13 protein-coding genes and 1 tRNA gene are annotated in these 12,927 nt (G+C 33.5%); 5 read left to right on the top strand and 9 right to left on the bottom strand.

What is annotated here, in order from left to right; genetic code table 11:
- Nucleotide 1 precedes the first annotated feature (1 nt).
- The gene (locus FQU21_RS13755; RefSeq protein ID WP_317130667.1) at nt 2-826 is read right to left on the bottom strand and encodes a polysaccharide biosynthesis/export family protein; all 825 of its coding nucleotides are present in this window, start codon (nt 824-826) and stop codon (nt 2-4) included.
- An 83-nt stretch (nt 827-909) separates the two neighbouring features.
- Here FQU21_RS13755 and FQU21_RS13750 point away from each other — a divergent pair, with 83 nt between their 5' ends.
- Nucleotides 910-2,775 carry an ABC-F family ATP-binding cassette domain-containing protein gene (locus tag FQU21_RS13750; protein WP_147678587.1) on the top strand — a complete coding sequence of 622 codons (1,866 nt, stop codon included), beginning with the start codon at nt 910-912 and terminating at the stop codon, nt 2,773-2,775.
- A 148-nt stretch (nt 2,776-2,923) separates the two neighbouring features.
- On the opposite strand, the gene FQU21_RS13745 is transcribed toward FQU21_RS13750, so the two are convergent.
- From FQU21_RS13745 to FQU21_RS13735, 3 genes are all read right to left on the bottom strand, one after another.
- Nucleotides 2,924-3,532 (bottom strand): DUF1684 domain-containing protein, encoded by a 609-nt coding sequence (locus FQU21_RS13745; RefSeq protein WP_147678586.1) that lies wholly within the window; start codon nt 3,530-3,532, stop codon nt 2,924-2,926.
- A gap of 8 nt (nt 3,533-3,540) precedes the next feature.
- Nucleotides 3,541-4,059 carry a DUF4252 domain-containing protein gene (locus tag FQU21_RS13740; RefSeq protein WP_147678585.1) on the bottom strand — a complete coding sequence of 173 codons (519 nt, stop codon included), beginning with the start codon at nt 4,057-4,059 and terminating at the stop codon, nt 3,541-3,543.
- A 93-nt stretch (nt 4,060-4,152) separates the two neighbouring features.
- The gene (locus tag FQU21_RS13735; RefSeq protein ID WP_147678584.1) at nt 4,153-4,593 is read right to left on the bottom strand and encodes an Lrp/AsnC family transcriptional regulator; all 441 of its coding nucleotides are present in this window, start codon (nt 4,591-4,593) and stop codon (nt 4,153-4,155) included.
- Nucleotides 4,594-4,716: 123 nt separating this feature from the next.
- Between FQU21_RS13735 and FQU21_RS13730 the strand changes: the two genes are divergently transcribed.
- The gene (locus FQU21_RS13730; RefSeq protein ID WP_147678583.1) at nt 4,717-5,112 is read left to right on the top strand and encodes a hypothetical protein; all 396 of its coding nucleotides are present in this window, start codon (nt 4,717-4,719) and stop codon (nt 5,110-5,112) included.
- 69 nt (nt 5,113-5,181) lie between these two features.
- Nucleotides 5,182-5,267 (top strand) — tRNA-Leu (locus FQU21_RS13725).
- A gap of 25 nt (nt 5,268-5,292) precedes the next feature.
- On the opposite strand, the gene FQU21_RS13720 is transcribed toward FQU21_RS13725, so the two are convergent.
- Both FQU21_RS13720 and sucC read right to left on the bottom strand, forming a co-directional pair.
- The gene (locus FQU21_RS13720) at nt 5,293-6,255 is read right to left on the bottom strand and encodes a D-2-hydroxyacid dehydrogenase (protein WP_147678582.1); all 963 of its coding nucleotides are present in this window, start codon (nt 6,253-6,255) and stop codon (nt 5,293-5,295) included.
- 230 nt (nt 6,256-6,485) lie between these two features.
- Nucleotides 6,486-7,676 carry an ADP-forming succinate--CoA ligase subunit beta gene (sucC, locus tag FQU21_RS13715; RefSeq protein ID WP_147678581.1) on the bottom strand — a complete coding sequence of 397 codons (1,191 nt, stop codon included), beginning with the start codon at nt 7,674-7,676 and terminating at the stop codon, nt 6,486-6,488.
- 194 nt (nt 7,677-7,870) lie between these two features.
- Here sucC and lysA point away from each other — a divergent pair, with 194 nt between their 5' ends.
- Both lysA and FQU21_RS13705 read left to right on the top strand, forming a co-directional pair.
- On the top strand, nt 7,871-9,106 hold the full coding sequence (gene lysA, locus FQU21_RS13710; RefSeq protein WP_147678580.1) for a diaminopimelate decarboxylase: 1,236 nt from the start codon (nt 7,871-7,873) through the stop codon (nt 9,104-9,106).
- A gap of 134 nt (nt 9,107-9,240) precedes the next feature.
- Nucleotides 9,241-10,179, top strand: a complete 939-nt coding sequence (locus FQU21_RS13705; RefSeq protein WP_147678579.1) for a sterol desaturase family protein — start codon at nt 9,241-9,243, stop codon at nt 10,177-10,179.
- Nucleotides 10,180-10,265: 86 nt separating this feature from the next.
- Here the strand turns inward: FQU21_RS13705 and FQU21_RS13700 are convergent, their stop codons facing one another.
- From FQU21_RS13700 to FQU21_RS13690, 3 genes are read right to left on the bottom strand one after another with little or no spacing between them, the layout of a single operon-like run.
- The gene (locus FQU21_RS13700; protein WP_147678578.1) at nt 10,266-10,814 is read right to left on the bottom strand and encodes a hypothetical protein; all 549 of its coding nucleotides are present in this window, start codon (nt 10,812-10,814) and stop codon (nt 10,266-10,268) included.
- A gap of 34 nt (nt 10,815-10,848) precedes the next feature.
- On the bottom strand, nt 10,849-11,715 hold the full coding sequence (locus FQU21_RS13695) for a PPK2 family polyphosphate kinase (RefSeq protein ID WP_147678577.1): 867 nt from the start codon (nt 11,713-11,715) through the stop codon (nt 10,849-10,851).
- 46 nt (nt 11,716-11,761) lie between these two features.
- A complete protein-coding gene (locus FQU21_RS13690) occupies nt 11,762-12,925 on the bottom strand; it encodes a sigma-54-dependent transcriptional regulator (protein WP_147678576.1) in 1,164 nt (387 codons plus the stop codon).
- Between the last annotated feature and the right edge of the window lie 2 nt (nt 12,926-12,927).

Here is a 12,927-nt window from a genome sequence, read left to right as displayed (position 1 = left end):
TCTACAAATTCTTAACTAAAAAATAAGTACTAACTAGCACTGAAAATATACTAGCAATTGTGGTTAAGGTTTCGGTAGCTGTTTCTCCGGCTCCTAATGCCTTACGTTTTAATGGTTTTACCATAATAATATCGTTGGGCTGAATATAATAAAACTCAGATTTCATTGCAGCAATATCGGTTAAATCTATATGATGAATTTTTTGCCCATTAGGATATTGCCTAACAATTAAAACATCGGCACGGTCTCCTGTTTGCATAATATCTCCAGCATTGGCTATGGCTTCAATAATATTAACGCGGTCTTGATATATAACCTGTACACCTTTAGTCGAAATTTCACCAACAGTGGTATACTTTAATCCTGCCAGTTTAACCGTTACAAATATTTGAGCCGTTTCTTTAAAATATTGCTGTAAAAGTTCGCGTTTCACCTTAGCCTCTATTTCTTTAACGGTAAAACCAAGTACATTTATATCTCCTAAAATAGGAAACTTGATATTGCCATGTAAATCGACAGTAAATCCTGTAAAATAAAGTGATTCTTGATTTCTTTGATTATTTCCATTTGTACCACCAGATGTTGGGTTGAAAATATCGACTAATTCTTTATCTAATGCCTTAACATTTATACTTAAAATATCGTTAATTTGAACCCGGTATGGCTTAGCTAAGGCCTGTATTTGCAACGAATCGCTAACAGCCGTGCCTTTATCTTGTAAATAAACCACATCTTTATTTGTAATACAAGAAATATTACAAATAGAAACTAGGGCAAATATTAAAATGACAAATTGTTTTAACATATAGGTCAGTAGATTAGCCACAAATATAAGTTTTCGTTATGAAGAATAAAACTTATACCTGTTTTTTTGGTTTTTTATCCGTTCTTTGTAAAAAAGAAATCACCTTGAATTATTTAACAGTAGAAAACTTATCAAAATCTTACGGAGAACTTGAACTTTTTAGCGACATCTCTTTTAGTGTCCACAAAGACCAAAAAATAGCGTTCGTTGCTAAAAATGGTACAGGAAAAACCTCAATTTTAAACATTCTTTCAGGAAAAGACGAACCCAATTCAGGCAGCGTAATTTTCCGAAAAGGCATTGCTATTTCCTTTTTATCTCAAGACCCTAATTTTGATAATAGTTTAACTATTGAAGAAACCATTTTAGCCAGTGAAAACCCCATTTTAAAAGTCATTTCAAATTATGAAAAATCGCTTTTAAACCCGGATGATACAGATGCTTACCAAACTGCTTTTGATGCTATGGAACGTCATCATGCTTGGGATTTTGAAACGCTTTACAAACAGATACTTTTCAAATTAAAACTGGAAGATTTATCTCAAAAAGTAAGCGCCCTTTCTGGCGGACAAATAAAACGTTTAGCATTAGCTAACGCGCTTATAAACAAACCGGATTTACTTATTTTAGATGAGCCAACCAATCATTTAGATTTAGAAATGATAGAATGGTTAGAGTCCTTTTTTGCCAAAGAAAACATTACACTTTTTATGGTGACTCACGACCGGTATTTTTTAGAACGTGTGTGTAACGAAATTATAGAACTCGATGAAGGACAAATCTATAATTATAAAGGAAATTACTCGTATTACTTAGAAAAAAGAGAAGCGCGTATAGAAAATGAGGCTATAGAAACCAATAAAGCCAAGCAACTTTTTAAAAAAGAACTAACTTGGATGCGCCGTCAACCCAAGGCAAGAACTACCAAATCGAAATCTAGAATTAACGATTTTGCCGATATAAAACATCGTGCTCACCAACGCCGTAACGACCATGAAGTTCAATTAGAATTGAATATGGAACGTTTGGGAAGTAAAATTTTAGAATTTCATAAAGTTTCAAAACGCTTTAAAGACAAAACCATTCTCGATAATTTCAGTTACATGTTCCAAAAAGGAGAACGTGTAGGTATTATTGGAAAAAACGGAACCGGAAAAACCACATTTTTAAATATTTTAACCCAAACAGCAGCTCCCGATTCTGGTAAAGTCACCAAAGGGGAAACTGTTAAATTTGGTTATTACACTCAAAACGGCATTACGATAAAACCCGAACAAAAAGTTATCGATGTTATTCGTGAGTTTGGCGATTATATCCCTCTTAAAAAAGGACGTCAAATATCCGCTCAACAGTTATTAGAACGCTTTTTATTCAGTAGAAAAAAACAATATGATTTTGTTGAAAAACTAAGTGGTGGCGAACGAAAACGATTGTATTTATGTACCGTTTTAATTCAGAATCCAAACTTTTTAATCCTCGATGAGCCGACTAACGATTTAGATATTGTAACTCTAAACGTACTAGAAAGTTTCCTTTTAGATTTCCCTGGCTGCGTTATTGTGGTAACACACGATAGGTATTTTATGGATAAAGTTATCGACCACTTATTTGTTTTTAAAGGTGAAGGTGTAATTGAGGATTTCCCTGGAAACTACACCGATTATCGTATTTATGAAGATAGTCAAGACGTGATTTCTGAAGTTGATACTGAAGATAAAAAAGACAAAAATGCTTGGAAAAAAAACGATGCTAAAAAACTTTCTTACAATGAAGAAAAAGAATTAAATAACATTGAAAGCAAGATAAAATCTTTAAATTTTGATAAAAAGGAATTAGAAGAAAAATTTAATAATCCCGATTTAACACCCGAGGAAATAAACACACTATCGGAACAACTTCAAGTTATTATTGATACTATTGATGAAAAAGAAGAGCGCTGGCTTGAACTTTCAGCAAAACTTGAGGATTAAACTTAAAGGCTGCCTAAAAATCTATTATATTTTATTTATTCGGTTGAGTTTGTCGAAACCGATATAGATTATCTGTAAATTAAAACATTCTAACAAGCCCAATAGAGCATAAAATAAATACTTTTTAGGCGGCATTATAAATTAGTGACTACTCATGCTTTCCAAAAGCTTTTACTCCAGCTTCTACTCGTGTTTTTATATAATTTCGTCGTGGCACAATAGGGCAAGAATATTTACTATTATAAGCACAGTACGGATTATACGCTTTATTAAAATCAATTATTAAAGTATCGGCATCGGGTATTCTTAAATCGATATAGCGTCCACCGCCATAACTTTCTAAACCATTCGTTTCATCTAAAAAAGGTAAAAACAAATAATCTTCAAAACCCGCTTTCTGCATTAATTCTTCACCTTGATATACTTGTAAACTGTACTTTTCTCCTTTTAATTCAAAACTTAAAACACCAAAAACACGCTCTTTGGAAACTCTATCTGTGGTTGTTTTCATATTAAACCATTTAGAATTTTCAACACGTTTTAATTCTGCTGTAACCACATAAGTAGAATCGAATTTAAAGAACTCTAAGCCTTCAAACACCTTTCTGTCTTCATCTTTTAATGGCGAGGTAGAAGCATCTTTATATTCTGCATTTATCGTTTTCTGAAATGCAGTTTCTCCTTTTATGGGACGTTTCTTTTGTTGGCAACTTAAAACGGAAACCAATAGAATGGTTATTAAAATAAAATGTTTCATTACTTTTCTCAATTAAAAGATGGATTAGTATTGGATTGATAGGATTGCATTAAACTACTTGAAAACTGATTAAAAACATCTTCGTCTGAAAATGATTTAATTTTTTCTGGATCAAAGCGGCCTTGTAAATAATAAGCCGTTGTTTCGTTTTTACTACTGTTAAATATAATAGCATCGGTTACCAATGCTCCTAATTCTTTAACCGAAATTATCCGGGTATTATCCACATCATTCTTTCTAAAAATATCGGTATAACCATTTTTAGTAACCGCGTTCATTTCGGCTATTAAACTTTCTTGCTTAAATTTACTAAGCGCATCAAACTTAATATATTTTAAATCCGAAATATTACCTATAGTATATTTTACTTCAGGTGAAATTTGACTTAAAAGCGCTTTCATAAAATTAGGGACTTGAAAAGAGGTTGTCCCCATATCTGCTTTATGATTGTTATAAAACCCTTGAAAACTACTGCCGCAAGATAACAGCAAAAAACACAAACTAAAACTTATATATATTTTCTTCATCCGTAAATTATTTCATTTCAAAAATACAACTTAAGAAAATTTTAGATCAAATAAAAACGGAAAAACTAAAGCTTTATTAATTACCTAAGACCATTAAATGGGCTTAATTCCCTTCTGTTTTACAACACGAGAAAGCACAATATTTGTTTTAGATTCTCCGTAACTAATCAACTGATCGATAAAGGTTTCTAAATGCTTGTGGTTTTTTAAAACCACTTCCATAACAATATTTTCATCGCCAGTAATACGGTAGCAGTTTACCACCTCATCATAAGTTTTAACTTTGTCTAAAAAGGGTTTTAGCTTGCCCATAAAAGCACGAAGTGTAATGATGGCTTTTAGCTGATAGCCAATTTCAAAAGGAGAAACAATAGCCTTGTATGCTTCAATAATACCTAAGTCTTCCATTTTTTTTATCCGCTCGGAAACTGCAGGCGATGTTATACCAACTTGCCTACCAATTTCCGCATTAGACATACGCGCATTTTCCTGTAAACATTTCAAAATCTTAGAATTAAGTACATCTAGTTTCATTTAAAAGAATTTTAAGCACAAAAACATAACATTTAAAGCAAATATACGTTTTTACTTTAAAATCTAAAGCGAAATATAATTTCTTGTCGCTAAATTTGATCAAATTGCTAGAGAAAAAAAATAATGAACCCAAATACCCCACCAAACCTATCGGAATTACCGATTTATAAAAAAGCCATTGAGATTTTATCACTATCTCAAAGGATTTCTACCTATTTAAATCATGATTTATCGGGTTTAAAAGCTGATGGTACAGAAGATGCTGATATTTATTTTTCTGGCGATATTATCCAACAATCTGTATCACTAGTTCCTGAAATTGTAAATGCAGAATTAGAGCGTTATTCCGAAAGAAAACACAAACATATTGCTTCTTTAAAACGATTAACAAATAGACTTTATAAAAACGCCTACCGCTTAGAAAAATCGAACAGCAACGGGAAAGATTTTTTACCTATTCTGCGTAGCGAATTAAGAAAATTTAAAAAATTGCAACGCAGTTGGTTGCTTACCTTGTAATTATTTGCTTTTTATATTTTTAGTTCACAAAGACATCATTATATTTACGCCCGATTTAAAACCTTAAATGCGCACGTGGCGGAATTGGTAGACGCGCTGGCTTGAGGGGCCAGTATCCGTTTTAGGATGTGGAAGTTCGAATCTTCTCGTGCGCACTTTATAATTTTTCTACCAACCTTTTTAATTTACTACATGGATGGGTTGCCCTTCCAAAAAGGCTTCAATATTTTCCACAGTTGTTTGCATTAATCGCGCTCTAGCTTCTCTTGATGCCCAAGCAATATGCGGCGTGATAATGATATTATCGGCTTCTAATAATGGGTTATCTCTTTTTATAGGCTCGGTAGACACCACATCCACTGCTGCTCCAGCTAGTTTTCCAGAGTTAAGTGCCTTTTTTAAATCGTCTTCAACTATTAATCCGCCTCTTGATGTGTTTATCAGAAAAGCGCCGTCCTTCATTTTGGCTATAGATTTACTGTTTATCAATCCTTCGGTACTTTCCGTTAGCGGACAATGTAAACTCACAAAATCTGATTGCTCAAGAAGTTCATCCAACGCCACATACTTTAAAGTTTCAGATTCTAATCTTAAATCTTGACTTCGGTTATAAGCTAAAATATGTAACCCGAAAGCCTTTGCTATTTTTGCTGTCGCCTGCCCTATTCGTCCAAAACCAATAATGCCAAGGGTTTTCCCAGATAGCTCGATGAGCGGGGAATTCCAAAAACAAAAATCTTTAGAATTAGTCCAATCGCCATTTTTAACCGCTGTATTATGATCCCCAACATGATGACACAATTCTAAAAGAAGCGCCATGGTGAATTGCCCAACGGCCTGTGTGCCATAAATAGGAACGTTACTTACAACAATTCCTAAATCTTTTGCAGTATCAACATCGATAATATTGTAACCCGTAGCTAAAACACCTATATATTTAAGATTAGGTACGTTTTCCAAAACGGCCTTTGGTAATGGTGTTTTGTTGGTTAAAACCATTTCAGCATCACCAATATTCTTAATAATGGTGTCGTTATCAAAAGCGGTTCTTTCGTGTACTTTTAATACTCCGAAAGCTTCAACTCCCTTCCAACTTAAATCTCCTGGGTTTAATGTGTATCCGTCTAGAACTACTATTTTCATTTTCTTATGTTTTTTTATGGTGCTTCGACAAGCTCAGCGTGACATTAGGAATATTAATTAGCTTCTGTTTTGTGTTTTAAATCGACACATTTTTTCTAAAATATATCAATATCAAAAAAAACAATTCCCTAAAGACCTTCAACTATAAAGCTATGTAAATTCTAAATAAATCACAAAAAAAAGAGCAACACTTTCGTGCTGCTCTTTTCAATATATATTTTAGAAAAAGCTTAAGCTAAAACTTCTTGAACTTTATCTGCAGCCTCTTGGAATTCTGTAGCACTCATTACCGCTAAACCAGAATTATCAATTAATTCTTTTGCAATATCCGCATTGGTTCCTTGTAAACGTACAATAATTGGCACGTTAATAGTTCCCATGTTTTTATAAGCATCAATAACACCTTGAGCAACACGATCGCAACGCACGATACCCCCAAAAATGTTAATTAAAATCGCTTTTACCGCTGGATCTTTCAATATAATTTTAAAAGCCGCTTCAACACGAGCTGCATCGGCCGTACCACCAACATCTAAAAAGTTAGCAGGTTCTCCTCCGGCTTGCTTAATTAAATCCATAGTTGCCATTGCTAAACCAGCACCATTAACCATACAACCAACGTTTCCGTCAAGATCAACATAGTTTAAGCCAAGTTCTCCAGCTTCTACTTCAATGGCACTTTCTTCACGAGTATCACGTAAAGCTAAGTAATCTTTATGTCTGTAAAGGGCATTATCATCGATAGTCACTTTAGCATCAACCGCCATAATTAAATTATCACTCGTTTTTAAAACGGGATTAATTTCAAATAAAGAAGAATCAGATTTTACGTAAGCCGTATATAAAGCTGTAACAAATTTTGTCATTTCTTTAAATGCCAATCCTGATAATCCCAAATTAAAAGCTACACGACGCGCTTGAAAAGGTAATAATCCAGTTGTAGGATCTACTTCTTCAGTAAAAATTAAATGAGGTGTTTTTTCAGCAACCGTTTCAATATCCATTCCTCCTTCGGTAGAATACATAATCATGTTACGTCCTGTTCCTCTATTTAATAAAACGGACATATAAAACTCGCTAGTTTCAGTTTCACCTGGATAGTAAACATCCTCGGCAACTAAAACTTGGTGTACTCTTTTACCAGCAGCAGAAGTTTGAGGTGTTACTAAGTCCATCCCAATAATTTGTCCTGCAATATCTTCAACTTCTTGAAGATTTTTAGCCAATTTTACGCCGCCACCTTTTCCACGACCACCTGCATGAACCTGTGCTTTAATCACGTGCCAGCTAGTTCCTGTTTCAGAAGTTAATTGTTTTGCGGCAGCAACTGCCTCCTGTGCATTTTGAGCAACAATACCACGTTGGATACGCACGCCAAAACTGCTTAATATTTCTTTACCTTGATATTCGTGTAAATTCATAATCTGCTTGATAATTTTAAGTGCTACAAATGTAAATAATCGATAGTAATTACACTAATTTATTTTAAGTTGAAATTATGAATTAACATTTAGATCGTGTTAAATAATTAACAAAATGTTTAATGTGTATAATTTTTGCTTTATTTATTTTTTATTGAAGCAAAAAAAATATCTTTGACAAAAATTAAAAAACCATGCAAGAGAGTCAATTGCTTAAAATTGCCAACGAATTTGGCAGCCCTGTATATGTTTATGACGGTCATAAAATTGAAAACCAATATCATCGTCTTACAAATGCATTTAAAAATGTAAAGAAATTAAAAATTAATTATGCGGTAAAAGCATTATCGAATATTTCTATTTTAAAGCTTTTACATAATTTAGGTTCTGGTATTGATACCGTTTCTATACAAGAAGTGCAATTAGGGTTGGCTGCAGGTTTTAAACCAGAGCAAATTATTTTTACTCCAAATGGTGTGTCTTTAAATGAAATTGAAGAAGCCGCGCAATTAGGTGTTAAAATTAATATTGATAACTTGTCTATTTTAGAGCAATTTGGAACGAAACACCCAAACACACCCGTTTGTATTCGTATAAACCCACATGTGATGGCTGGCGGAAATGCTAATATTTCTGTGGGACATATTGATTCTAAATTCGGAATTTCAATTCACCAAATCCCTCATATTTTACGTATTGTTGAAAATACTAAAATGAATATTAACGGCATTCACATGCACACCGGAAGCGACATTTTAGATATTGAAGTGTTTCTTTATGCAAGTGAAATTTTATTTGAAACAGCAAAACAATTTGATAATTTAGAATTTATCGATTTTGGATCTGGTTTTAAAGTGCCCTACAAGCCAGGTGATATAGAAACTAATATTGAAGAATTAGGCAAAAAACTTTCAAAACGATTTAACGATTTTTGTAAAGATTACGGAAAAGAATTAACCTTAGCTTTCGAGCCTGGTAAATTTTTAGTGAGTGAATCTGGATATTTTTTAGCTGAAGTCAATGCTGTAAAACAAACCACTTCAACGGTTTTTGCACAGGTAGATTCTGGATTTAATCATTTAATTCGCCCGATGTTTTACGGGTCGCATCATGATATTATCAACATTTCTAACTTAAAAGGTCGTGAGCGTTTTTATACGGTTGTAGGTTATATTTGTGAAACCGATACTTTTGGAAACAACCGAAGAATAAATGAAATTAATGAAGGGGATGTTTTAGCGTTTAAAAATGCAGGCGCTTACTGCTTCTCTATGGCGAGTAATTACAACTCACGTTTACGCCCTGCGGAAGTTTTATGGTATAACGACCAAGCCCATTTAATTAGAAAAAGAGAAACTTTTGATGATATTTTAAACAATCAAATAGCTGTCGATTTTTCAACAAAAAAAGAAGCTGTAGCTACTAAATAAGCTGCTTTTAATAAAATTTAAATCCGTTTTAAGGTAAAATTATCTTAAAACGGATTTTTTTATTCAAAAAAACTCTTTTTATTAAGGTTTTCGAGCAAAATCAAGGTATTTTTGGAGACAAACAAATATTTTTAATGGATTTTACAAACCCTTTAGTATATGGCGTTCCTTGTTTTTTAGGACTCATATTATTAGAACTCTCATACAGCAAGCATCGTAAAGAAGAACGAAGTCAGAAATTATACAACTGGAAAGATTTAGCAGCCAGCTTAACTATGGGTATTGGTTCCGCTTTGTTAGCACCGCTAACAAAAACCATTGCAGCTATTGTACTTTTTAATTATGTATATGAGGTTTTTAACCCTATAGTCGATGGTGTTCGCACTAATATTATGGGTTACGAATCTTTTGGATATGCTTGGTATGTTTGGATAATTTGTCAATTATTAGACGATTTTAGTTACTATTGGTTTCACCGCCAAAACCACAATGTGCGCTTTTTATGGGCGGCACATATTGTGCATCATTCATCCGACAACTTTAACTTAGGAACTGCCGTAAGAAATGGTTGGTTTACTATTTTATACAAACCATTTTTTTATATGTGGATTGTCGCTATTGGGTTTCCACCAGAAATGCTAGTGGTTTGTTTAGGTATTGAAGCGCTTTGGCAATTTCAATTACATTCTGTTTACATACCAAAACTAGGGTTTCTAGAAAAATTTATGAATACACACACCATGCACCAAGTTCATCATGCTCAAAACTTTGAGTATATGGATAAAAACCATGGAGGTTTTCTAAATATTTTTGACAAAATGTTTGGAACTTGGAAAGAACTCGATGAAACTATTGAAATTAAATATGGAGTAACTCATGCACCAAATTCATACAATCCCTTGGTGATTTTAACACATGAATACAAAGATATTTGGAACGACATGAAAAAATCTAAAAACTGGTATCACAAATTCATGTACGCTTTTGCAGCGCCTGGTTGGAGTCATGATGGTAGTACACTCACCATAAAACAACAACGAAAACTATTAAAGAAACAAGGCTTGAGCGCTTAACTTATTGTTAAATTTTTACTCGAATTTATACGGCTATTTTGACAAAAGAATAGCCGTTTTTTATGCCCTAATTTCTAAATTAATAATTATTTTTTCACCTTTCCGGTAAAGAAATTTATATTAGGATGGATAGGGTTTCCAGAAGCTCGGCGCAGAGTTACCAGTTGACCACAATGCCAAATAGCATCAGAAATAGGCCCATTTATCATATACCAAAAGGATCGATTCCCCGAATCGTATTGTGAAATATCTTCACAGGCTCTTAAAATATCTGACGCTTTTTTTAAGCAATTTAAGGTTTGTTTCCTTTGCTCTTGAAATGATAGTTTAGTACCATCGTTTTTATTATCTTTTGAAACCGCATTTAAAATAGATCGAGACAAGTTATAAATATGCTCAATAGTTTCTTCACTTGTTCTAGCAGATTCACTCGGTTTATAACTCAAATCTGTACTGGTTAATCCTTCGGTTGCCCAATAATATCTAAAGCCTAAAGCATCAACCATCCGAGAAGCAACACTACCGGCCGTATAATTTTCTGCAAATTTTGGAATCTCATAATATGGCAAATTTTCTTTTTGTGCCTCTATTACATTCGACATTACAAGTACAAGAATAACAACTAGTTTCTTCATTTTTAGTAGAGTTTAACATTAATATTACTATAAGTTACTCGTTATCAAGCTGTGCTTTATAACTTTTTAAATTTGATTTAATTTTATCACTTAGTTCTGGTTCCTGAATATCCGTATGTGCCATAAGATTATCATATAAAATTTTTGCCACCAATAATCTAGCTGTGGGTTTATCGTCCGCCGGAATAACAAACCATGGCGCATGCAGTTTCGAGGTTCTATTAATAGCCTCTTGATAACAATTTTGATATTGATCCCAAAGTTTACGTTCTTTTAAATCGTCTGGAGAGAATTTCCAATTTTTGGAAGGTTTATCCAATCGGCGTAACAATCTGCTTTTTTGTTCTTCTTTAGATAAGTTTAAAAAGAACTTAAAAATGATAGTGCCATTATTTGCCAAATGCTTTTCAAAATTATTTATTTCCTCAAAACGTTTATCCCAAAAGGCTTCATTTACATCCTCAACAGCATTTATACCCGGTATATTTTCGCCTAAAATATATTCTGGATGCACTCGGGTTACCAAAACATTTTCATAATGCGTACGGTTAAACACGCCAAACTTACCACGTGGTGGCAACACTAAATAATGACGCCATAAATAATCGTGACCACGCTCTAAATCTGTTGGGACTTTAAAGCTATGGCATTCTATACCACGCACATTAAATTCCTTAAAAACTTCGCGCACCAAACTATCTTTACCAGACGTGTCCATGCCTTGTAAACATACTAAAACGGCGTACTTATCATGGGCATACATCATGTTTTGCCATTCGCCTAGTTTTTTTCGAATATCCTTTAGCTCTTTTTTAGCATCGGAATAAACTTCTTTTGTTACTGAATTTTTTAAGTCTATTTCTGAAGTGACTTTATAGTCGGAAATCTTTATCTTTTTCATCTGCTTTTATATTTAAAATGACCGTCTTGGCTGAAAAATTTACAAATTATTTACTGGCAAATAACTTAACATCTTGTTCGCTAACCTCAGATCCACCAAGAATAATAAGGCGTTCCACCACATTACGTAACTCACGAATATTACCTGTCCAATCGTACTCTTGTAATAATTTTACAGCTTTATCGGTAAACTTTTTTTCTACAGTGCCTTGTTCTCTAGATATTTTAGCCGAAAAATGTTTAATAAGTAAAGGAATATCATCACGTCTCTCATTTAATGCAGGAACTTTAACCAAAATAACCGCTAATCGATGGTATAAATCTTCTCTAAAATTACCATCTTCAATTTCTTTCTTTAAGTCTTTATTGGTTGCTGCTATTACCCGTACATTTACCTTTATATCCTTATCGCTTCCTACACGTTGAATACGACTTTCCTGTAAGGCGCGTAATACTTTGGCTTGCGCCGAAAGACTCATATCGCCTATTTCATCTAAAAAAATAGTGCCACCATTAGCCGCTTCAAATTTACCAGCACGATCTTTATTTGCACTTGTAAACGCCCCTTTTACGTGGCCAAACAACTCACTTTCAATCAACTCACTCGGGATAGCTGCACAATTCACTTCTATTAAACTGCCTTTTGCACGGTCGCTTTTTTCGTGTAACCAGTGCGCCACAAGTTCTTTTCCTGTACCGTTTGGCCCTGTAATTAAAACCCGCGCATCGGTAGGCGCTACTTTATCTATTATGGCTTTAATTTGTGAAATTTCATCGCTTTCGCCAATCATTTCATATTTCTTGCTTACTTTTTTCTTTAGAATTTTGTTTTCTACAACCAGTTCTTTTCGATCTAAAGCATTACGAACCGTATTTAGTAAACGGTTTAAATCTGGTGGTTTCGAGATATAATCGAAAGCCCCTAAACGCATGGTATTTACGGCGGTATCCAAATCGCCATGCCCAGAAATCATCACCATTGGTATTTCGGGTTTAATTTTTTTAGTCGCTTCTAATACTTCAACACCATCCATTTTAGGCATTTTAATATCGCAAAGTACTAAATCATAATCTTCATTTTTAATCTTTTCAATACCTACTAATCCATCTTCAGCTTGATCTACTTGGTAGGTATTATTTTCTTCTGAAAGGATTTTTACAAGCACTCGTCTAATTGCTGCTTCATCCTCAATTACTAATATTTTTGGCATTT

Origin of the sequence: Algibacter pacificus, from assembly GCF_008033385.1 — a bacterium.
Lineage (GTDB): Bacteria > Bacteroidota > Bacteroidia > Flavobacteriales > Flavobacteriaceae > Algibacter > Algibacter pacificus.
Note: the sequence above shows the minus strand (reverse complement) of the source record. Positions and strands in the feature narration are given on the sequence as shown.